Source organism: Cellulosilyticum lentocellum DSM 5427 (genome assembly GCF_000178835.2).
In the GTDB taxonomy this organism is placed as follows: Bacteria; Bacillota; Clostridia; order Lachnospirales; family Cellulosilyticaceae; genus Cellulosilyticum; species Cellulosilyticum lentocellum.
In genome coordinates this window covers 100,204-123,194 of the sequence record NC_015275.1, presented here as the reverse complement: position 1 = coordinate 123,194, position 22,991 = coordinate 100,204, and the positions used below count along the sequence as shown (strand labels likewise).

At 32.6% G+C, this 22,991-nt stretch carries 22 protein-coding genes and 3 tRNA genes; 5 read left to right on the top strand and 20 right to left on the bottom strand.

Features of this window, described 5'->3' with window-relative positions:
* Window positions 1-25: 25 nt before the first annotated feature.
* The 14 genes from CLOLE_RS22725 to CLOLE_RS00510 form a co-directional block, all read right to left on the bottom strand.
* On the bottom strand, window positions 26-178 hold the full coding sequence (locus CLOLE_RS22725; protein WP_013655146.1) for a hypothetical protein: 153 nt from the start codon (window positions 176-178) through the stop codon (window positions 26-28).
* Window positions 179-209: 31 nt separating this feature from the next.
* Window positions 210-386 (bottom strand): class IIb bacteriocin, lactobin A/cerein 7B family, encoded by a 177-nt coding sequence (locus CLOLE_RS22280; protein ID WP_013655145.1) that lies wholly within the window; start codon window positions 384-386, stop codon window positions 210-212.
* Between the two features lie 49 nt (window positions 387-435).
* Window positions 436-618, bottom strand: coding sequence for a hypothetical protein (locus CLOLE_RS00560; RefSeq protein ID WP_013655144.1), 183 nt, complete (start codon window positions 616-618; stop codon window positions 436-438).
* A gap of 92 nt (window positions 619-710) precedes the next feature.
* Window positions 711-1,187 (bottom strand): hypothetical protein, encoded by a 477-nt coding sequence (locus CLOLE_RS00555; RefSeq protein ID WP_013655143.1) that lies wholly within the window; start codon window positions 1,185-1,187, stop codon window positions 711-713.
* A 263-nt stretch (window positions 1,188-1,450) separates the two neighbouring features.
* On the bottom strand, window positions 1,451-1,600 hold the full coding sequence (locus CLOLE_RS22720; RefSeq protein ID WP_013655142.1) for a hypothetical protein: 150 nt from the start codon (window positions 1,598-1,600) through the stop codon (window positions 1,451-1,453).
* A 136-nt stretch (window positions 1,601-1,736) separates the two neighbouring features.
* Window positions 1,737-2,810 carry a sensor histidine kinase gene (locus CLOLE_RS00550; protein WP_162145051.1) on the bottom strand — a complete coding sequence of 358 codons (1,074 nt, stop codon included), beginning with the start codon at window positions 2,808-2,810 and terminating at the stop codon, window positions 1,737-1,739.
* A 242-nt stretch (window positions 2,811-3,052) separates the two neighbouring features.
* Complete coding sequence (locus tag CLOLE_RS00545) at window positions 3,053-3,769, bottom strand: LytR/AlgR family response regulator transcription factor (RefSeq protein ID WP_013655140.1); 717 nt, start codon at window positions 3,767-3,769, stop codon at window positions 3,053-3,055.
* A gap of 376 nt (window positions 3,770-4,145) precedes the next feature.
* On the bottom strand, window positions 4,146-4,670 hold the full coding sequence (locus CLOLE_RS00540) for a dihydrofolate reductase family protein (protein ID WP_013655139.1): 525 nt from the start codon (window positions 4,668-4,670) through the stop codon (window positions 4,146-4,148).
* Between the two features lie 126 nt (window positions 4,671-4,796).
* Window positions 4,797-8,156 carry a DEAD/DEAH box helicase gene (locus CLOLE_RS21450; protein ID WP_013655138.1) on the bottom strand — a complete coding sequence of 1,120 codons (3,360 nt, stop codon included), beginning with the start codon at window positions 8,154-8,156 and terminating at the stop codon, window positions 4,797-4,799.
* 91 nt (window positions 8,157-8,247) lie between these two features.
* Window positions 8,248-8,670, bottom strand: coding sequence for an NUDIX hydrolase (locus tag CLOLE_RS00530; RefSeq protein WP_013655137.1), 423 nt, complete (start codon window positions 8,668-8,670; stop codon window positions 8,248-8,250).
* A 187-nt stretch (window positions 8,671-8,857) separates the two neighbouring features.
* Window positions 8,858-9,625 carry a MerR family transcriptional regulator gene (locus CLOLE_RS00525; RefSeq protein WP_013655136.1) on the bottom strand — a complete coding sequence of 256 codons (768 nt, stop codon included), beginning with the start codon at window positions 9,623-9,625 and terminating at the stop codon, window positions 8,858-8,860.
* 65 nt (window positions 9,626-9,690) lie between these two features.
* Entirely contained in the window at window positions 9,691-11,097 is a 1,407-nt protein-coding gene (locus CLOLE_RS00520; RefSeq protein ID WP_013655135.1) for a DUF6179 domain-containing protein, read from the bottom strand.
* Complete coding sequence (locus CLOLE_RS00515; protein ID WP_013655134.1) at window positions 11,090-11,575, bottom strand: DUF6323 family protein; 486 nt, start codon at window positions 11,573-11,575, stop codon at window positions 11,090-11,092. The genes CLOLE_RS00520 and CLOLE_RS00515 overlap by 8 nt, the downstream gene beginning before the upstream one ends.
* A gap of 382 nt (window positions 11,576-11,957) precedes the next feature.
* Window positions 11,958-13,058 carry a zinc-ribbon domain-containing protein gene (locus tag CLOLE_RS00510; RefSeq protein ID WP_013655133.1) on the bottom strand — a complete coding sequence of 367 codons (1,101 nt, stop codon included), beginning with the start codon at window positions 13,056-13,058 and terminating at the stop codon, window positions 11,958-11,960.
* Between the two features lie 171 nt (window positions 13,059-13,229).
* Between CLOLE_RS00510 and CLOLE_RS00505 the strand changes: the two genes are divergently transcribed.
* Window positions 13,230-13,613, top strand: a complete 384-nt coding sequence (locus CLOLE_RS00505) for a cytochrome b5-like heme/steroid binding domain-containing protein (RefSeq protein ID WP_013655132.1) — start codon at window positions 13,230-13,232, stop codon at window positions 13,611-13,613.
* Here the strand turns inward: CLOLE_RS00505 and CLOLE_RS00500 are convergent.
* The 5 genes from CLOLE_RS00500 to CLOLE_RS00480 all read right to left on the bottom strand — a co-directional run bounded on the left by CLOLE_RS00500 (window position 13,610) and on the right by CLOLE_RS00480 (window position 18,479).
* A complete protein-coding gene (locus tag CLOLE_RS00500; RefSeq protein WP_013655131.1) occupies window positions 13,610-15,655 on the bottom strand; it encodes an ABC transporter permease subunit/CPBP intramembrane protease in 2,046 nt (681 codons plus the stop codon). The genes CLOLE_RS00505 and CLOLE_RS00500 overlap by 4 nt on opposite strands.
* Window positions 15,652-16,470, bottom strand: a complete 819-nt coding sequence (locus CLOLE_RS00495) for an ABC transporter ATP-binding protein (RefSeq protein ID WP_013655130.1) — start codon at window positions 16,468-16,470, stop codon at window positions 15,652-15,654. Before CLOLE_RS00495 ends, CLOLE_RS00500 begins: the two co-directional genes overlap by 4 nt.
* 316 nt (window positions 16,471-16,786) lie before the next feature.
* Window positions 16,787-18,034: a serine hydrolase gene (locus CLOLE_RS00490; protein ID WP_162145050.1), complete on the bottom strand. Its 1,248-nt coding sequence runs from the start codon at window positions 18,032-18,034 to the stop codon at window positions 16,787-16,789.
* Between the two features lie 262 nt (window positions 18,035-18,296).
* Window positions 18,297-18,382, bottom strand: a tRNA-Ser gene (locus CLOLE_RS00485).
* 13 nt (window positions 18,383-18,395) lie between these two features.
* Window positions 18,396-18,479 (bottom strand) — tRNA-Leu (locus tag CLOLE_RS00480).
* Window positions 18,480-18,693: 214 nt separating this feature from the next.
* Here CLOLE_RS00480 and CLOLE_RS00475 point away from each other — a divergent pair.
* Window positions 18,694-19,560, top strand: a complete 867-nt coding sequence (locus CLOLE_RS00475; protein WP_013655128.1) for an MBL fold metallo-hydrolase — start codon at window positions 18,694-18,696, stop codon at window positions 19,558-19,560.
* Between the two features lie 124 nt (window positions 19,561-19,684).
* On the top strand, window positions 19,685-20,584 hold the full coding sequence (locus tag CLOLE_RS21445) for a helix-turn-helix transcriptional regulator (protein ID WP_013655127.1): 900 nt from the start codon (window positions 19,685-19,687) through the stop codon (window positions 20,582-20,584).
* 409 nt (window positions 20,585-20,993) lie between these two features.
* Here the strand turns inward: CLOLE_RS21445 and CLOLE_RS00465 are convergent.
* Window positions 20,994-21,065, bottom strand: a tRNA-Gln gene (locus CLOLE_RS00465).
* A gap of 212 nt (window positions 21,066-21,277) precedes the next feature.
* On the opposite strand from CLOLE_RS00465, the gene CLOLE_RS00460 reads away from it, so the two are divergent.
* Window positions 21,278-21,955, top strand: coding sequence for a hypothetical protein (locus CLOLE_RS00460; protein WP_013655126.1), 678 nt, complete (start codon window positions 21,278-21,280; stop codon window positions 21,953-21,955).
* 101 nt (window positions 21,956-22,056) lie between these two features.
* Complete coding sequence (locus CLOLE_RS00455) at window positions 22,057-22,935, top strand: hypothetical protein (RefSeq protein WP_013655125.1); 879 nt, start codon at window positions 22,057-22,059, stop codon at window positions 22,933-22,935.
* Window positions 22,936-22,991 lie beyond the last annotated feature (56 nt).

Here is a 22,991-nt window from a genome sequence, read left to right as displayed (position 1 = left end):
AATCGAAAATGTTATGGCTTATCTTTTACCTAAGCATATATGCAATAGCTTTTCCTACTTCTGTTCCTAAAAAATACATTACTTTAGCAGTTGATGCTATTAAAAATGCAATTATTGATACTTTTAAAAAATAGTTAGTAGATAAAGTATTGATAATGTCTATTAGATCACTATTCATTTCTCACCACTTCCAGTTCATCATCCAATTACTATTTCTTATTATCTTGATAGCCATTATAAACACCTACAGCAAATGCGATAACACAAATAACTACAACAACGGCAATTACTGCTCCAGCACCACCGCCATTAACTTCTTCTAATTCAGTTGACTTTAAGTCCTCAAATTTGTCTAATTTCAAACCATCTATAGTACATAATTCCATAGTTCTACCTCCCCTCTTCAATATTATAATTATATGAAAATTATTTTACTTAACTAAGCCAATGTGCTAGCGCCTTACCTGTATATGTTCCTAATTCATAGCAAACCTTAGCTGTATCAGCTACTAATTTCACTGCTGCACACACTGCAAGTATTGTAAGCGGACCTCCTCCATTAATTTCAGTAACTTCATTCATTGATAATGCTTCAAATTTTGTGCTTGTTAATTCCATACTTTTCACCTCTGTATATTATTTTATTTATATCAACCCTACTCCGTACGCTAGTATAGGTAGATAGCTTAGTATTTTAGAATACATTCTATTTATATTGGATTATTTGAATTACACCCCAAATAGATATCAACGATCATATCATTAACATCATCTTCTCGTATCGCATCTTTAACAATTACATTATATGTAGCTGTAATAACCTGTACATTATTCTTAACAATATAATCATTTAAGGCATTAATTGTATTAGGGAGCATTGCCGGATTACCTATATGCCTTGCACGAAGTGCATGAACTACTTTAATCATTGGCTTAAATGTATAACTAGCCGGTAACTCAACTCTTTTATTAAGTGGTACCAATATTTCTACATCCATAACTTGCCCTAAACTGCCTTCTTCCACCGAAAAGGTAGCCGTAGTAAGGGGACCATTCTTTTGAACGCCTATCCTTTGTATTACTTCTCCTATTTTCATCATTTCATCTTGCATCTGCTGTTGCGTTACTTTTCCTCTAAAAGATAATACATTTTCCATAATGAGTTCTTGATTTTCTTTTATTTCCATGTTTACCCCTCTTTAATTATCTTTAAGTTTATTAATCTTCTTTAGTTTGCATTTTATTTCCCACTTTAGCCTTTGTAAAAGACCTCACTTCACTGCTACTCTATATTTAATTAGTCTACTTTCTCATTGAATTTAGGACGAATACTAAACCATGTATTTATTTTATGGCATATACCAATATGTTCATTAAACCTAGAAATGCCTCTTCATTTATGTAATAAAATAAAGGAGATTTGCACTCACTTCAAGAACAGCTTATTATACTAACCAAATATCTCTCTTATACATTCATTTATCACAGAAAAGAATTTTCTTGTAACTCCTCCAGCTTTAATAATTATTGATTCTTCCCTTGTTAATTCATTAAATTGACTATTATAATTTATATCTCTTTTATCTTTATACTTATCCATTATCTATACCTCCCTACAAAACATATTAATATCCTAAATATATCAACACTTTTCTTACTTTTCAATCAATAGTCACAAGCTGTATTTCTACGGCCATATAATGCAAAACAGCTATATCGTTATACGATATAACTGTTTATATAGTTATCACTATTTCTAATACAAACATATTCTCTTCATAATATATATTAATGTAACTATTGTAAGATGTCAGGCTATTCTTTATATTTTGTAGACCAAAACCATGACTTTTCTTATTACTTTTAGATGTTATAATGGTATTATTATTGATTTCTATTTTTTCTTCTACTCTATTTTTAATCGTAATAAATATGTAATTTTTGTTATATCCAACAATAAGTTGAATCTTTCTTTTGGTTAAATCCTGGATTTTCAAACATGCCTCAAGAGCATTATCTAGGGCATTAGCAATGATTGTACATTTATCAATAGGTTCTAAAGGAAGTTTCCCTACAAACCTCCCCTCAATCTCTAAAATAGTTTTATTCTTTTGTGCTTCTTTATATTTTTGTTGTAAAACAGCATCTATAATAGTGTCCCCAGTATTTATCTTCATATTTAACGCTTCTATCTGATCTGTTATATCTGCTAGATATCTTACTGCTTCATCATTTTTATAATTATCTAATAAAGCTTTAAGACACAACATATGATTTTTCATATCATGTTTAAGCGCTCTAGTTTCACCATTTATTTCTTCTAGTTGTTTATAATGATTAAATTGCATTTTAAACTGTTCTTGCATATTCTTAGCTAGGTATTCTGCTTCCTTATTAGCCAGTTCTCGATATACTAATAGCAATACAACTATATTAAAGATTAATAAACATCCCATTACCGCACTCCCCATAATAATAGCTTCTATCTGAGTTAAATACCTTACAACTATATCAAAGAAGATTGTAAGTATTACCGAACTTGAGATGGGCATAATAAGAAATATACTGTTTTCAAATTTACTTATCTTATTCATATGTCTTTTAATGTGTGTAGCTCTAGCTATATATTTTATATACAGTTTAACTACTAAAAGTAACACAAGTAATTTTATGTATTCCACTACTATTTGTGATAAAAATTCACTCTCACTTACAATAAAGTAATTCTCCCTTAATACAAGACTTAATAACATGGTAAAAATCTCTTCTATAATAAAATTAATACTTAATGTAAGAAAAATAACTGCCATTTTATGTATCATTCTTCCTTTAAAAAAACAGATACAACACCCAAATATACTAAAAAAGTAAATTAGAATTCTTTTGTCTATATTTTTCACTTCGCAAACAGTTATTATCATAGCATATACCATTCCTACAATAGTATAAAAACCTTTACGTTTATCTTTTAATTCAAAAAATAGATTAAAAGTAAAAATGAATATTAGAAACTCTATGCCGTAAATAGCCCACCCACCTATAATATCTATAATTAGCGCCATACATTTATACCTCTTCTAAGAGTATTCACAAAAGCTTCTTTTAATTGTTTCATTCTTAATCGACTAACATAAATAATTTCCTCATTTTCCAAAACAACGCTATCATTAACTATTTCTTTTATGTATTCTAGATTTACTAAAAAACTCTTGTGCACTCTAAAAAAACCTTTATCTATTAATATCCTTTCAAATTCACTAACCTTTTCTCTCATGATATAATTCTTATCCAAAGTATGTATCTCTACATTTTTTCCGATACTCTCAATGTATAAAACGTCTTCATATGTCACTCTAACCGTCTTTTGTTTAGTTGTGATTATAATGTACTCTTTTTCTGTTTTAGTAATCTCTTGATTCAATAAATCCAATAGTTCTTCTAACATTGTATAGTTAATTGGCTTTAATAGATATCTAAAAGCCTTTACTTCAAACGCTTCATAAACTCTTTCTGTATGGCTAGTTAAAAATATAATAATTCCTGTAAAACCTTGTTCTCTCATCTTTTTGGCAGTTTGAATTCCATCTAATTGAGCCATAGATATGTCTAAGAAAATAGCATCTTGTTCTAATTTACTATCTAGCAACGCCTCCCCTGATGTATAGACTGATAAGGTAATGTCGACCCTTTTTAACTGCTTATACCTTTCTATTAGTTTTTGTAGTTCTTGTATCATAATAATCTCATCTTCACAAATAGCTATATTCATTCGTAGCCCCCTTACTTAGTATCTTTTTACATTGATACTCAAGTGAATTCTATGTAATTATACATCCCTCAGACTAATACGTTGAATAATATTTATTTTTTATCTTTTCAGTATATTTTATCTCATTTTTCATGTATTTTCAATCTATTACTTTTTTTGTAATTACATCCTATTTATGTCCTAGAAACCAGTTGTCCGTTTGAATATTCATATTAATTACCAACGATTAAGGAGCGTTGCATAATTGACTTATTTTGCAACGCTCCTTTTACTTTTATACTTCCTATAAAGTTATCCACCTTAACTTCTATTTAGTCCCTATTTTTCTTAAACCTTTTTATTTGTGCATGAGATAACTTTTAATTATTGGAATAATTTACTTCCTAACGTAATGATTTTGTGTAAAACCATTAAAGGCTCTCATTTCCTTTAAGACTAACCTTATTTCAGACTTATCTCCTTTAAACAAAGAAATACCTTCTCCTAAAATAACAGGTGCAATAGTAATAATATATTCATCTATTAAATCTGCTTTTACAAATAGATCTACTATTTCAGTACCGCCAATCACCCAAATATCTTTTCCTTCTTTTTCCTTCAGGGCTTTAATTAAATTTGTTGGGTCCTGTGAGGTAAAAATAACATCTTCATTAAGATCTTGCTTACTTTTTGTATAAACATATCCCTTAGTTCCTTTATAAGGGTATTCACCCCAACCCATAATTTGTTTATAAGTTGTATTCCCCATAATCACGGTATCAATAGTATTATAAAAAGCTTCATATCCTCCATCTGCACTTGGATCACTATCATCTCCCTCTAGCCAATCTACTTCTCCATTATTTCTGGCAATATATCCATCTATACTTGTAGCAATATATAAAACAACTTTTCTACTCATGCTTTTCCTCTGACTTTCTTCTTCATTGTAATTAAAACATTATAAGTTCATTTTATATTATACCCATTGAATGCGACATCTAGCTGTCATATTTCCCATTTATTTTAGCTGTATAATCCTTCAACTTTATTGCTTACTAAATAGTGCTTTAATCTCTTCTTCTGACATTTTGCTAATAAAGGCTTCTCCTTCTTGCAATACACTTTCTGTAAGACCAATTTTTTTATCTTGGAGTTCTTTTATCTTTTCCTCTATGGAATTCTTCGTAATCATTTGGAATACTTGTACTTTATTTTTCTGCCCAATGCGATAAGCTCTATCTGTGGCTTGATTTTGACTAGAAAGATTCCACCAAGGATCATAATGAATAACCACATCTGCACCTGTTAGATTGAGACCTGTCCCTCCTGCTTTAAGAGAGATAAGAAATACCGGGATATCTGAGGTATTAAATTCATTAACCAACCTCATTCTTTCTTCTGCCTTAGTAGAACCTGTAAGCATAAAGTGTTCTATCCCTTCGCTATATAGACGATTACTTAAAATGTCTAGCATTGTGGTAAACTGGGAAAATAGAAGAATCTTATGTCCTGCTTCTATACTATCTTTAACAATTTCCATACATTGTTCTAGCTTACCACTGGTTTCTGTATAATCTTGAAGATACATAGAAGGATGGCAGCACAGTTGGCGTAGTCTTGTAAGAAGTGCTAGCATTTTAATGTGGCTGGCTCCTACTCCTTTAGCTTTAAGTTCTTCTTCCATTTCCTTCTTTGCTAAAGCAAGGTGAGCTGTATATAACTTTTGTTGCTCTTCTTCCATAGTATTGTAAATAACCGTTTCTGTTTTATCAGGAAGTTCTTTTAGTACATCTTTCTTCAACCTTCTCATAACAAAAGGTGCAATAAGTTTTTTAAGTCTTGCTGTCACTACTTCATCTTGACTTTTTACAATAGGCATTTCATAGTGACGTCTAAACTCAGCATAACCAAATAGATACTCTGGCATAATGAAATCAAAAATACTCCAAAGCTCTGCTAAGGAATTTTCTATTGGTGTACCTGTTAAAGCAAATCTCACTTCGCTTTTAAGAAGTTTTAAGGCTCTAGCACTAAGGGTATTGGCATTTTTAATATACTGCGCTTCATCAGCAATACAATATCTAAACTGAATCTCTTCATAAGAATCAACATCTCTCTTAAGAAGTTCATAGGAGGTAATGACTACATCATAACCTACTATTTGTTCCAAAATGGTTTTACGCTCAAGAACCGTCCCCATGATAACTAGTACCCTCAAAGAAGGCGCAAAACGTGCTAGTTCTGTCTGCCAATTAAGGACTAATGAAGTTGGACAAATAACTAACGACGGCTTACACAGGCACTCTAGAGAGCCTTGTGATTTATTGCACGCCTCAGCTTCCTTAGCATCGTCTTGCTTTTTATCATCCACTTGACTAGCTAACTGATTCTGACTTAATGCCTCATTCTCTTCTTTTTCTGCTAAAATAAGTGCAATCATTTGTAGGGTTTTTCCAAGACCCATATCATCAGCTAGTATTCCCCCAAAGCCATAAGCTGCCATAGTTCTTAGCCACCTATAGCCTGTCTTTTGATAAGTTCTCAGATTAGCTTTAAGAGATTTAGGTACTTCATAATCTGCGTCCTCTACGTTTTTCACATCTCTAATGATTTGTTTAAAGTACTTATCTCTGCTAACCTCGATTCCTTCACTTTGCCTTAATACTTGGTCTAAATATAGAGCTCTGTATTTAGGAAGGCTCGCTTCACCTTCAGCTAGATCACTTCCTTTCATACCCAGCCCATCTACAATATTAGCTAGATCACCAATAGTAGTCCCTCCTGCAATATCTAAGAAAGACCCATCCCTCAAACGATAATATTTATTTTTCATTTTATAGGCATTTAGGATAGCTGCCATTTCTTCTAATGGCATATTCACATCCTTTAGTTCTACCTTCAACATATTATTTTCAATACGAAGTCCAATACTTCCCACAGGACTTTTTACAAGATTAATGTGTCTTAACCTCTCAGTTACATGAACTTCGCCTAATTCCATCAGCTCATTAATACCTGTGCGAACAAAGGCATAAATATCTTCTTCCTCACTTAAGTGAAGTCCTCCATTTTTCGTACGGAAATTATAATACTTTAAGATATTACCCACACGATATTCATTAGGTGTGTCTCTTGCAATTTGCTCAAGTTGTCTAGTCTCAGATTCATTCAATTTTTTATAGGGATTAAAAATAAAACCTTTGTATTGAAACTGAATATCTCCTATAATATTTCCTTCACCATCTAGGTCTAGAAAGGTTTTAACATGTACATGCTCTGGGGTGATTGCCGTTTTTATATCTTCGTTCATTACAACTGGCACATGCTTTTCTATTTTTGCTAGACTAGAAAGTATAAAACGTTTAATAAGGGTTTCACTAAAATCTAATTGCTTGTTTCCATGAACATTTCTGGCTTCATACATATATTTAAGAAGCGGAAAAACATCATTACCAAAGCTTTTATCTAGACGAAGGAGTCTATCTTTTAGCAGGATATACTTATATCTAGAGAAAGCTATTGGTTCATACTCTGCTAAGGATGTACTTAATTCATAATAATCGCCTTCTCCTTCAATTTTAAATTCAAATCTAGGATTGCCTTCTGCAAAGAGAACTTCTCTTATTTCTTTTCCATTCTCCACTTCGATATTTTGCCCTTTTACTAAATCAAAAAACTCATCAAAGGCTTTAGGTCCTAATGGCAATGTTTTTCGATCAGCTTTGGTAAACCCTCTATACATCCCCACCTGTCTTAAGATATCTAGATACTCTTGGGTTTTGTCTACTATAAACTGAATAATAGGCTTTGTTGCTTCATCAAACACACTCAAATCATGTATAAAATCCAAATTCTTTCCATACACAACGCGGTTACCTTGTAGCATATGTTCAGCAAACTCATATAAATCCTTAACCACATAAAATTTATTAGCTCCTACACTAAGACCAAGAAAAAAGCTTCCTGCGCCTTCATCAATAAGCTTAATATGTGCATTAATCTTCTCATCTTCCCCAAGCTCTAAGTCCTGCTCTTTAATGACTTGATCTTCATAATAGGTTAATGCATTTTGCGAATAGCGTTCCCCTTTAATACTACGTCTAATATCTGGCATGACCTCATAATAGTATTTAAGTAACATCGCCTCTACATGCTTACAAGCCCCCTCCTCTTGAAAGCTGGGTAGACAATTACACTCACACCATGCTAACTTTTCATTGTATAACTCTACTCTTGTCTGATAGTCTCCTGTATCTCCATGAACGCAAGACATCATTTCTATATAATCTTCATCTTGTCTTAAGTGAATCTTTTCTACTTTTCCCTCTTTAAAATAGTTTAGGCCATCATCATAGGCCTTGTAACTACTGGCTACATCTTTAATTTCCCTTAAAGTTATCTTCATTCCTATAAACTCCTTATTTCTGACCTGAACTAAACTAGTTTCTAAAATGATTAACTAACTTCTTTTGTGCTCTTGATCTGCATCCTCAAAATTAACCATTCATCTTTAGTACTTGTTTCACCCTCTCGATTAAGAGTGGCTGTATCAAAGGATAAGTTAACGTCTCTGGCATCTCATCAAACAATTGTATTTCCTCTATTTCTAAATCTGGTAATACTCCTAGTTCCTTTACTTCTGTAAAAAAGAGCATACCGAAAGTCTCTATATTATCATTTACCACTGAATATACTGTTATTTCTTCTAATTCAAAGTCTATAGCGCCTGTCTCTTCATAGAGTTCCCTTTTGGCAGTTTCTATGATTGTCTCCCCTATCTCTCTATGTCCACCTGGTATTTCAAAAGTATTTCTTTCCCTATGTCTACAGTAGATCCACTGATTCTTATATCTAGCAGCAATTACTGCAAATTTTATTTTTTCATCTTCTATTGCTTGGTGGAAACAAACCTTTAACATTCTATATTTCCTCCTATATGTCTATAAAATGATTAATAGTTAACCCTTTTATTATAGCAGATTATAGAGATTTCTATAAAAACTTCTATATAATATTATTAAAAAAATGCAAGGACTAATATCTAGTCGCTTGCATTCTCATACTTCATATTCTCTGTGTTAATAGGAGCTTAAACCTTATATGCTATTATTTCCCTGCATAGTAATGAGAAATAGCTTCATATAAAAACTGCGCTGCACCTACTGCAATTTTGTCATAATAAGCTGTAAATCTAGGATCATCTACGTAGCCTTTGGCAAGGCCAATATGAGCCTCCTTTGTATAAGTCCCTTCTGGCCAATAGTAGCAAATCCATTGTTTATGAAGCTCACAAGCCCTTTTGGCTAACTCACCTCTGGGATCTCCTGTTTCAAAGGCAGCTTTAATAGCCATATTCACCTCATGAGATAAAGCTTCTAGATTTTCATACTGGCTTTTATTCATTTGTTTTAGTTTGGCATTAGTCCCTTCCATCACTGCGTCACCATACTTCTCTCTTACTTCTTTTCCATATTTCTTTTCATTGTCATCTATAAGCTCTTTTTTAAAGGCTTCGAATTTTTCCTCGTCTGTCATTGTTATTTCTCCTTTCATGGCTCCCATAGTTTGGGTAACATTGCGTATCAGTCTATCTATTTGTTCACGCCTTTTTAGGAGGGCATCTAAGTGCTGCGATAGTGCTTTTTGCCTATCAAAATCTGGAGCCATCACAATTTGCTTAATTGTCTCTAAGTCTAACCCTAACTCCTTAAAAAACAATATTTGTTGCAAGGTATCCACTTCTTTCTCTCCATAAATACGATAACCTGACGAATTGACTCTTGCCGGCATTAAAAGTCCTATCTCATGATAGTAACGTAGAGTTCTCGTGCTTATATGGGCAATCTGCGATAACTTATTAATGGTATACTCCATGATTTCACCTCCTAAATTAAACATAAACTATGACGCCACGTTAAGGTCAATAAGTTTTTTTGAAATTATTTTTGTGAATGCTGCCTAAGATAAATTAGCAGCCAATGTTGCCATTCCTTTTTATCCTCTGCTTGCTCATCTTTTATTGTTTGATATTCCATGAGCGTTCGAATCGTATCTTTCAAACTCCCTACTTGCACTGGACCTAACTCTTCTTCTTTCTCCCATAGCTCTGATTCACTATTTACTAATAAATTAATCTCCATTATGGTTAATGCTTCAAACACTCTAAGGTATTCCTCTTCAAATAGACACTCTGCATCAAGTACATCAATCAAGTCATACATACTGTGTATGTGCTCTTTAATCAATTCTACTTTATCTTCTACCTTACTACACTGGCGAATTCCATCTGTTAGCTCCTTAAAGTTTTCATTTGGCATCTTTTCGCCGTCTATATAGTAAGTTTGAGCTTGTTTTGGACGATATGGTAAAAATATATGTTGTACTTGTTGAAGTTCAAGTTTTTGTTTAAGCTCAATACTTGTTTTTGAAATCGCCCTATAAATATAACTTAGTAAAGATGTTTCCTCTATATGAAACGCTTCACAAAGCTGCATTACTGCCATTTTTAATATCCGCTCTAACTCCTCTAAATTATAAGGTTCAAGCTGCTCTTGCAATAACTTTACTTCCCCTTCTTTAAGAATAAGATTCCCCGCCTTATTATTTAGTAAAATATTTCCCAGGGAATTCATAAGCACACAATCAAAAATATTGAATAGCAAATGTTCATAATCCTTATCATAGCTATATAAAATCGCTTCTATCTCTTCATTATCAAAGTAACTACAAAATACATTTTCTAAATAAAGATAGCTTAAATATTTTTCCAGATACTCAACTCCATCTGCTACAATTTCTTGCCTTTCAGTATAGCTTAGAAAATAATCAATAGAACCAGGTGAATCTTGGGCTGCAAAGTCTTGATCATAGGCTTTAAAGAACAAAGGTAAACCATAGTCAATCGTATCATTATAGGCATAGTTGGCTGTTATAAGCTTGGTTTTTTGTACACCTTCCAATAACATTTTAGCCTTCTGTACTTTTTCATCGATTAACATTTTTCCTTCATTGAATAATACATCTATCCTCTTAGACTTTATTAAATCAACACTAGGTCCTAAGTCTTCTAGGTTTTTGAAATAGATACTTAAGGTGTAATAAATAGAATCCATTAACGCTTCCGCTACTTCAACTTTAATTGAACTACTACTGTCTTTATTAAAATGCCTTACTTGCTTAGCTAAAAGTTCCAATAATTGATGCTGAACCACTTCAAATTCCGATTTGTTAAGTACCTCCTTTTTTAATAAAACTTCTAGTAGCTCTTCAAAGAAATGCCTAGGATTAAATTGAGCTTTAAGTAAATTAATCGTTTTTTCTAATTCCATACTCTTAGCTTTACTCATAATCCTCATCTTCCTCCCCTGGTTCTAAAGCTTGAACTTTATCAAAATCCCATATACCATACTTAACATTATGAGAAATGCGTCCTAATTCCCTGTTTTGTAATAGTTCAATGGAGCCGTAACAACGTTTGTCAAATAATTCTCTCATCAATTGAATTAAATCATCATCTGAAATCTCATCTAGTGTTTCATTTTTATAATAATAAAAAGTCTCTATTAAATCATCTATGGTCTCTACATAGTTATGTTGAGAAATATATGGTGAATCATAAAAACCTAAGATGAGCTTGCTAATTACACTACCGCCAAACTCTACACGACTGTTTTTACGCAGGACTTCATTTTTAGTAGCAATGAGCATTTCTGCATCTTTTTCACTTAAAGCAAGATGATACGCTTGTGTTTTATCATTGCAATCCACAATTTCTCCTTTTTGTTCTCCAGCAAGTGCAGGCAACCTAGATATGAATTTATCCATTATTCCCTCTCCTTTTTAATTTAACTATTGACTTTTTAATAATTATATGTTATTATGAAATTTAAGATATATTTATTATATGGCATATTATACTGCTAAGTTGCTATGTCGTCAATTAGTTTCACAAACTAAAAAAAGGAACATTTCATATTCCTATTCGATAAAAATAAGGCCATTCAATACTCTATAAGGTATTGAGTGGCCTTTTCTCTATGTTTTTCTTGCATTAAGAATACTTCCTTCAACTTAAAACCATCCTTAACTATTGTAATGATTAATTATTACTAAAACTTACAGTCTTTGCTTCATCATCCCAAGTTTTATCTATGTATTTCATTTCAAGCACACTTCCTATATTATTTACAGCAGCTCTTTTATTCTATCAGAAGTATAACGCATACCTGGCCATACTCATCTTTATAATCTGTAATATAATACCATTTCTAATTAATGCACTAATCAGGTAAATAAGCGGCATACTATAAATGATTAGAGCTGACTTACCAAAGAAGTTAATAAATTGAAGTATAGTAATGACTACTACTGTAAACATCATAAGTACATAAAAATAGGCAGCCAGCGTCCCACTTATAAAGCCTAATAAGAGCACTCCTATTTTACCTATTAGCAAAATAGCAAGTGGTGTTAGCATCAACCTCAGACAATCTATGAGTTCTATCCCCTCTTTTATAATGATTCTAAAAATGCCTACTACAAATATGCAAATTAAGCTAATTAAAATCAAATGCGACAATATAGGATATAAAATAATTTGTAATCCTGAATCCTGAACGAATGGCATTTCTATAATATCCTCCACTAATGCAGCAGAATCAGATGCACTAATGTAGGCACTTCCCAAAAGTAAAAGAAAATTACCAAACAAACCAATAAGCCCACTTACAATCTTAGCTATAATTGTATTAAAGCTAATGGCTGTTATCGCTGAACCTACTAAAACAAACGCTATAACACCCTGTATCGTCCGCCTATTATCAGCGTATAACTCTAATTCATCTATACCTAATAATGGATTTCTGACCAAAATCTTCACTAGTCCCAAAAGTGAATGAGGTACCTCCTCAATTTCTCTGCTCTTTCTTCTACTAACTGGTGTCCTTCTAGAGAGTGTCTCTTCTTGAACTCTTCTAGTATTATTTTTTTTTGCCTTAGCCACTTCTAATGCTTGCCTTTGCATATCCTCTAGGCGTTGTGCTTCCGCTTGCTTTTCTAGTCTAGCTGCCCTTTCAGCTGCTACTTGCTTTAAAAGTTGGTCGCTTTTCAGCTTTTCCTCAGCTTCTCTTATTAGTTCCTCGCTTATATTAATAACTGTAGTAGAATCTAGTCCTTGCTTAGATTCTATCTCCTGCTCGATTGGTTCTCTTTCTTCATCCTTCTCAATCATGCGTTCTACTCTTGCACCACATTGGTCACAAAAACCACTGTCGTCTCTTATTGGTGCACCACACTGTGTACAATTCATCCCCACTCCTCCTCATATAAGGCCATTTCCCCTTAATTAAGCCTGTCTACACTAAGAATTATTGCACAATTCAGTATTTAATTCAATCTTTTAATGAGATTCCCATAATCTTTTTACAATTTATGGAATATACTCTTATAAAACATAACCCTATAGAGGAGGTTTATCTCTATGCATATACATCACAATCTCACTCACTTAAAGGAAGAAATTTCTCAAATAGAGGAATTATTAGCCGAATTAAAAGACTATAGCTTATTAACTCTTTTCTTAGATGAGCTTAATTACCTAAAAACTAAGCTTCCCACTTCTTACCGTATTTTTACCAAGGAAGAACTCCTATATGATTATAACGGCCAAAATGGGAAGCCTCTTTATTTAGCTACTTGTAACTATGTTTTTGATGTCACCCATCATCCTTTATGGCATTTAGGAGCTTATCCTACCCTCCAGCTAGGAATCTCTCCTTTAGACTATTTTCAGCTTTATTATCAAAATGACCTAAAAGCTGCTACTGAAGCCGGACCTATCATAGGTAAATTCTTAACCCACTAAGCTACTGGTGATTCTTTATGTGATAATTCTTGTTTTCTCCATTTAAGCAGTGCTACACCTATAACGATTAGCGCTAAGCTCGTTCCTATTAAGATTAGCAAATTACTTACTTGTAATGCACCAAAATCTATCTCTAAATACTTGAAAACCTCTGCTACCATGCCATTTTCAAAATGTTGGCTCGCTACTAGTAAACCATTGTTCAAGAAATGCATTAACATACCCACAAAAATAGATCCAGATTTATAAACTGCATAAGCGATAACAATGCCGAGGCAGGTGGTAGGGATAATTCTAATAAAGTCTATATGCATCAAGCCAAATAATACACCACTTACGATAATAGCCCTCTTATAAGATTTTTCCCCCTTAAATGAACTAAAGATAAATCCTCTAAATAAAATTTCTTCACCTATAGCAGGTGCCACTGCTACAATAAGTAAATTAAGAATAAAATGCTCCTTCATTACTATTATTTCACTTAAGCCTTCTGCCACCTCTTGATTTTGAGGAAATAAAAAAATCAGTAATGCACTTATTAAATTCATTATAATAAAAATACCTGCCCAAAGGCTTACAGCTCCTAATACACTTTTTATACTAGGTATATTTAATGAATAAACTTTTTTCAAATCTGTCTTAATATAAATAGACAAAAGAACAGGTAGTATAACAAAAATAATCTGATTGCCTAATAATCCTGGAAGTCCAAACTTTAATTGTATATATGATCCTACATACAGCAACAGTAATAATGCTACTCCATATACCATAATACCATCACTTATCGTAGGCATTGTTCCTTTCTTAATATTAGATCTTTTTTCCAAGAAAGAAAAGCCTTTACCGTTTCCAAATAATACTTCTTCTGAGTTAAAAAGTTTAGAAAGTAACCACACCGACAACATTACAAAAACTACATTTGAGATCATTACCATTGCCATCAAGGAAACATTGTATCTAAAGGTCAATACACTTTTAATCAAAAGCACCACATTAACTACCGGAATGTTAGCCGTTACGCTATTTAACTCTACGTTAGGAATCATTGAACTATAAGATAAAATCATTCCAATAAGCATAATCGGTGTTGTAGCATTCTGAGCTTCTTTAAAGCTTTTTGCTAGAGAACATACACACATACTAACAGCAGCAATAATCATGGAGAAAATAATAAGACAAACCAAAGTGATAACTAATGGCATGGCCAGCTGACTTACATCAAAATTAAACTCATTAGCTGCCATCATTTCTTTATTACTTAAAAAAATAAATACCATACTGAACAAAATAGACAGTACACTTAGTAAAGCCGTAACAATTGTACTTAATGCCACTGCTAAATATTTACCTATCACTAATTCTAAATTAGTAATGGGTAAGGTTAATAAAGTTTCTAAAGTTCCTCTCTCCTTTTCTCCTGCCATAATATCTATGGCTGGATATACTGCTCCCGAGAGAATACCTACTATTAAAATAAACGGCAAGATTGTCCCCAGAAAATACCCTACAACCTGCTCTTTTTCTGCCACATCCACAACTTCATAATTTATAGGCTCTAAAATCTCTTTTGCATCTAGCCCTGCCGCTATAATACCTTCTTTGACTAACTCCTCTTTATATTCTCTTAAAATCGTTTTTATTCTATCAGCTGCCTCATTATCATCCTCAATCGAAGAATTTACATAAATTTTGTAGTCCACATCTTTATCAGACTGTATCACTTCTACATAAGCTGATATCTTCTTATCTTCTATTGCTTTTTTGTAATCCGTCACCTCTACTATTTTAAGCTTACCGTCTTCTTTGGTCAGAGCCTCTATTTTCTCCATAACCCTACTATTAGGCACTTCGCTAAAAGCTATAGCTAATTCCTTTTGTGCCATGCTTGTGCTAGAAGCATTCATGATATACATCATTAAAATAATCAAAATAGGATAAAGAAGAATAGGTAAAATCACCGTCATAAACAGCGTTTTCTTATCTCTTAGTATATCTATCAATTCCTTCTTAAAGATACTTTTAACAATATGCGCTCTCATGCTAACACCCCTCTTTCCTTAGCAAAGTGAATAAATACGTCTCTTAAGTTACTTGCATCTGTTTGCTGTTTTAGAGTGTCTGGTGTACCTTCTGCTATAATTTGACCTTCATGAAGCATTAAAATACGATCACACAGCGTTTCTGCTTCTTCCATATAGTGAGTAGAATATAAGACTGTTTTCCCCTTTGCTCTTTCCCCTTTCATAAACTCAATGATATCCTTGCTGCTTAAGACATCTAATCCCAAAGTAGGCTCATCAAAAATATAAACTTCCGGAGAATGTAATAAGCATCTTGCTATAGAAACCCTCTGTGTTTGACCCGTTGATAAGTTCTCTATACGATTATCTAAGAAACTATGTAAGTTCATAATATTTGTCACTTCATTAATAGCATTTTCTATTTCTTCTTTGCTCATTTCATAGAGTTCCCCAAAGGTTCTAAACAACTCTCGTGGCGATAAGCGCCCATAAAGCTTTGTATTACCTGATAAATAGCCTATCTTCTTTTTAGCTAATTCTCTCTGAGTCTCATAATCATATTCCATAACCTTAATAGCTCCTAAAGTAGGTGTTAAAATTCCTCCTAACATCCTAAGCAAAGTGGTTTTCCCTGCACCATTAGGCCCCAATATGCCATAAACCTCCCCTTGATAAGCAGAAAAATTAATGTCATTGACAGCTAAGAAGTCTTCTGTTTTAGTTTTAAGCTTTCCTAAACTTTTAATACTCTTTTTTTCTTCTTCCTCCTCTTTTACAGTTCTTGTAAAAACCTTAGATAAATGAGTAACTTGAATTACCGAAACTTGTTCCACTTACACAACCTCCTTTTTAGCTTTGCTGAAATAACTTATTAATATCATCTTAATCTATATATGTTTTTTATCTTATCCTATTATACTTATAAATCCTCATATCTAAGTAATATTTAGGTATAATTAATATTTACGAATGTCACTTGTTAACCCATAGTTTCCACAAAACGAAAAGGCCTTCTCTTTGCCGTGGGGTGACGCCAAGAAGACCTTTTCTTTATATTATTGAGGGTTAAATAAGAAGTTTTACACTTTGTATACTACGCCCCCATTGTGTTGTTTATGTGTTGAAAATATAATTTTTCTGTGAAGATTATTAACCTATTATACTAATACAATTCTCTTGTTTTATCCAATTAATTTGAATACGGAGTAAGTCTCCTAAGTCTCTTAATTTAAAATAAGTAATTCCATTAATCTTATAGGTTGGTAACATAATCTCTTCGCCATTAATATATACTTTAGATTGAGTTGCAATAGCTTGTTGCGAAGTTTTATGATGCATTATTTCTTCTGATGATTTATATGTTTCTCCTAAATTCATTACAATTGCTTGTTTACTTTCATCCCAAATTACAGAAAAACGAGATGCTGTATCATTTATAGCCCTAGCCACTTCTCTTATACTTAAATAAGTACTCCCTTCAATGTCATAACCTACTATATCTTTCTTTTCATTATTAACATTTATTTCATAGGGTGATGGTGTAGCCTCCAGGTTATTATTAAGTACTTGTTTTTCTATAACTTGACTAATCTTTTTAAAACTTGCAAAGTCACCATCATGATTCGTTAAAATACAAAGTAAATATGGTCTAGGTGCCTCAACAATAGCCATATCATGAAAAGATTGATCCGCCCAACCATATTTTCTTACTACCGGATACTTAGATATAATCATGGGATTAGTAGTTGATAACATAAGTTTCCTTAGCTCAGCCCCATACGAATTTGTCTTTATGAAATTATAAATAGCTTCTATATAAACACCTGCTTCAGAAACAAGTATATCTCCATTGGTTGCATATTTAATATCTTCCGGATGCTTTAATCCTAGTTTTTTAGCATATTCCTTATAACCGGGTACCGGAAAGTTTTCTCTAATAATACTCATGGCTACATTATCACTATACTTAATAGCATATTCTAGAAGTTGTCTTAAAGTAAATGTCTTTCCTATTTTCATTTCTTGTATTTTTCCTGTACCATCAGTTTTATGTCTAGCCGCATAAGTATAAACCTTATTTAAATCACACTTTCCTTGAGATGCTAAATCATAAATATACATGCAGTAAGGCGCTTTAATAATACTTGCTATAAAGTATTTTTGATTTTCATTATATGTATATGTATATCCAGATTGTATATCTTTATAAAATACCGATACACCACTACCACAGCTCTTAATAATCTTTTCGACTTCTTTAAGACCTTCTTGACTCCATGAAAAATCACCTATCGGGCTATCTGTTTTCATCGTAATCAACAGATTTTCTTCTGTATCATCTATATTGGCATAAGCTATACCTTGCATGATTATAGTCAAAACCAATAACCACTTCATTACTTTGTTAAAAAAAGATTGCATGGTCTTTTCCTACCTTTATCTTCTTATCCATTTACTCTGTAGATTAGCCTACTACAGTTATCTCCCTAATACTATAACATTTAAACAGATTTATTAGAATGTTCATTCTTGTACATCCATTTTCTATCTAGCTTATTAGTATGAATTTTAACTTATACTCTATAAATGTGTGGTTTATATTTGGACAAAAAAGAAGCATCTATAAACCCATTCGGCTATAAATGCTTCTTTCATCAAACGGAGAGACTGGGATTCGAACCCAGGGAGGTGTTACCCTCGCCGGTTTTCAAGACCGGTGCCTTAAACCAACTCGACCATCTCTCCATATTAAATTGTATGCCCGAGACCGGAATCGAACCGGTACGAGGGTTAGCTCGCAGGATTTTAAGTCCTGTGCGTCTGCCAGTTCCGCCACTCGGGCATATAAGCCATAATGACTTATTGCTTAATCATTATAATACACCTTTTGACTTAGGTCAACACCTTTTTTTACTTTTTTATATTTATTTTTAAACATTTCCCAACTATTTATTTATGATTTTACAAATATCATTGAGTATTTTTCATACAATAAATCTCCTTTTAAGTTTAAAGTAAAACTATCAAAAAATTATTTCTTTTAAGGAGACTTTACAATGAAAAAAAAATTAAGTTTTATCTTACTCTCTCTAACACTTTGTTTAGCAGGATGTTCTAATACCGGTTCAGCTTCAACTCCTGCATCTACTCCCGCAGAAGCTACTGCTTCTCCAGAAGCCTCTGCTCCTGCTAACTCTGAAGAACCGATTGAGTCAGAACCTGCCCTTGTTCTTCCATTAGTTGAAAATACCTCTGGTAAAGTACAAATCCAAACGGTGTCTGGTAGTTCTACTTATCCTTATAACTCTTATATTATTACTTCAACTAATGGTGAGTCTATTGTCTTAGACCCTACTTCTATGCCACCTAAAGATGTAGTTGACATCAAACCTGCAGCTATTATTAGCACACACAGCCATCCAGATCATACAGATTCTTATTTTACTAAGAGTAATGATTGCCCTCATTTCACAAGTGAAGTAACTAGCTTAGATACTACATCTTTTAAGATTTTTACCATTGCTTCTTCTCACTCCGGAGATACTATTGACGATTTCCCATCAAATGTTCTTACAGTAGCTGATGTAGATGGTCTTCGTATTGTTCACATGGGTGATATTGGTCAAACAACTCTTACTGATGAACAACTGAAAGCTTTAGGGCATGTAGACATCGCTTTCATGCAGTTTGATAACAGTTATTCTGATATGAGTTTAGAAAATGAAAAGGGCTTTAAGCTTATGGAGCAACTTCAACCGACTATTATTATCCCTACTCACTACACTGATGATGCGTTACCTATTTTCGAGCAAAATTATGGTAAAATCCAGGAATTTGATAATGTACTTACTATTTCTAAAGATGATTTGCCAACCAACTCGCTTAATATATACCGTATTTTAAATAATCATATTTATCAATAATTAATACTTTATTTTCATAAATAATTATTTTAAAAAGCCTAATTGTCCCAATTTTATTTACATTGCTTAAAGAATTATATAAAATATAGTATACCTAAATAATAAAAGTGGAGAGTGAAACATTATGAACTTATCTACTATTGGCTTTAACTATTACTTAGATTATACTATGCCCATAAGTGTATCTTACGACTTAGCAGATCTCAAATTAGACCTAGCTAATGACTATTATAAACTTATATTCTTAGATGCAGGTATGAATCATATTGTGCTTAATGGCCGTGAATTCATTCTAGTAGGTCCTTACATGCTTTGTCTTAATGAGAAAGATTCTATTAATATTTCTAAAACTGCTCTGGAAACGTTTACTGTAGTATTTTTTAAACCCAGCGTTATTAATGAACGTTTTACCTTAAACAGTTGTAATGAGCCTGAATGCTTATCTATTACAGAAATACAGGATCTATTTTACTTAGATAACTTTAAAACGGCTACCCCTATTACCTCTAAAATTCTCTCTTTAAGTACTGTTGACAAACTAACCTTGCAAGAGAAATTATCAGGGATTAATGAGCAACTCACTATTCAACCTTCTTCATTTTGGCCTTGTAAGACTAGAGCCTATCTTATAGAGACTCTATTCTTTTTGATCAAACCAGAAGAAAATACTGCTTATACAGAAGCTAGTTGTATTAGTACTCACTGTTCTCAGTTAGTCCTAGATACTATTTATTATTTGCAAACTCATTATGACCAAAAGATTACTATTTCTATGCTCACTCAAACACTAAACACCAATCGTACAACTTTATTATCAGAGTTTAAGAAGTACACAAACATATCTCTCAATCGCTACCTTATGCAACTTCGTATGAGAATTGCTACTACCTTACTTCGTGATACGGAACTCCCTATTTTAGAAATCTGCGAACGTACAGGTTTTAGTGATATTAGCTATTTTAGTAAAGCTTTTAAGAAAGAAGTTAATTATACCCCTTCTGAATATAGAAAACTAAATGCCTAAAATACGCAAAAATGCCCTAGAAGTTCTATTAGACTTCTAGGGCATTTCTATTTCTCCAGCTCTTGGTTTATATCCTTTCCATTTGTATCTAACTTATAAAAGGGCATAATATAGTTCCTCAGTATATTACAACCTCTTATACTGCTTTAGCTAGCAACTGTAAAAGCTTAAACCAATGAGTGAGGAGCTCTTAAAGTCTTGGCCGGTGCACCCTACTAGGAGCTAAGCCTTCAAGACTCTGGCTTGAAACTTTATTTTTACATTACTTTATATGTAACTAGAAAGTGGACTCCCTAAACTTTTTTAAAATTTATTTGTTTTATCTTATAATCAATTCTTATCCATTCAACATGGCCTTTCCGGCATAAAAAATAGCCTATCAATTTTATCATTAATAGACCATCTTTAGCTGAGCTGGAAGGATTCGAACCTTCGAATGCCGGAATCAGAATCCGGTGCCTTACCACTTGGCGACAACTCATTAATATATATGTTATTTTACTATTAACTCCCTAATATTTCAACTCTAATATATTTTCTTTTTTAAATTTGTATAATAACTAAATAATAATTTGATTATTTCATTTAATTAAACTTTTTTATTATTATGACTCATATTTATGCTACATACCTATTTACTTCCTATAATATTGTACGATATATATATTATTATAACTAAGGAGGTTCTGTATCATGTCCCATTTTGAATATAAATTACAACAGCTTACAAACTTCCTAGGGGAAAAAAAGCTAAAGCAATTAGGTCTATTAACTTGCGAAACCTGTAATCATATTATGGCTCATGCTGAGGGACTTGTTCCTCCTACAGATTTTTCTAGCCGTACTTATTTAACCCCTAATGAATTAGCTGATATCAATAAGCAGCTTTATGATTCGGCTCTTCCCACTTCAACTACTTCCTATTTAAGCTTTCCTGAAGAAGTAATTGAAAACCCTGAAGCAGATTCAATAAATGAAATAGACAAAGTTGAAATAATAAATAAGACAACTGAAATGGTTAACTCTACCGAAGATACTGGTCCTATAATATCTTCATCCAAAGAATCCTCTCCTTCTAAACCAATAAAAACAAGATCTCCTTATCCAGATCCTCCGAAGACTGCTGAGCAACTTTTAGCTGAAATCCTTTTAGATATTACCACTGCTCATCCTCCTAAAGATATAGATTTAGGTATGGGATATATTTATAACATCTATCCACCTTCTCCACCTCATGCCTTAGCTTGTACAGAATGTAACCGTCTTTATGCTATTGCACATCCTGTGCTGCAACTTATGCCCCTTCCTGTACGACTTACTAGTACAGAATACGAGCTACTTAAAGGTGTTTATGTAGATATTCTACTTTAATCTCTATATTCCCCTAAAAATCAAAATATTTTTAAATATTTTGATTTTTTTGCATCCTCATGATACTATTAAATAGATAAAATATTATTGGGGGGCTTTAAATGGAAACAAAATATTATAAAGTTAAAAACACCTTTTCACCACTGGCTTTTATAGCCGTCTTATTAGTCACCTTAATTATAGGTTCTGCTTTAAGTTGGCCTTATTTATGGCTAGAGGATAAAATACCTTTGATTTATTTGAATCTCTTAATACCTGTAGGGGCAGGTATGATTCTAGGTGGTATTGTAAGTCAGGTTGCCAAAGTCTTAAAAATGCATTCACCCATCTTCGGGACTATTTCTATCTTAATTGGTTTTATCGGTGTTACTATCATCAAATGGGCTATGTATATCTACAACCTATTTGCTTCTAGTGAATCCCTGCCTTTCTTTTCTACTATGAAAAATATTCTTTTAAATCCCTCTGAGTTCTGGTCAACAATATGCTATGTTAACAGCGTGGGAACGTGGGGTCTTTCCAAAGGAAGTAATATAACAGGCATTTTTCTCTGGATTATATGGATCGGTGAAATTATCCTCTTCTATTTTTGCTTTTCTGTTATTTTTCACTCTGAAATTGATATTCCCTTTGTTGAAAAAGATAACACATGGGCAACTAAATATGATACTACTTTTAAATTTGCTTATTTTAATTTAGCTGATGTGTCTAGAAGCATCGAAGAAGACCCTAATGCTCTATTCCTTTACTCTCGTTTAAATTCTACTAATGCAAAAGTGAACTATGTATCCGCTGAACTTTACCGTTCCAAAGATGGAGGGCTAAATTATCTGACTCTTAGTACTCATGTATTAAATGATAAAAATAATTACTCTACTACCAAAGTTATTAAGCATCTTATAGTAGATTGGGATTTTGTTAATAATCTTGTTTCCAATACATATACCACTAATGAAACTAATGTAGCTGAGTCACATTAATCTCTATTGATTAAAATTTAGTGATGCTATTAAGCTACAAAAATACATTATCACAA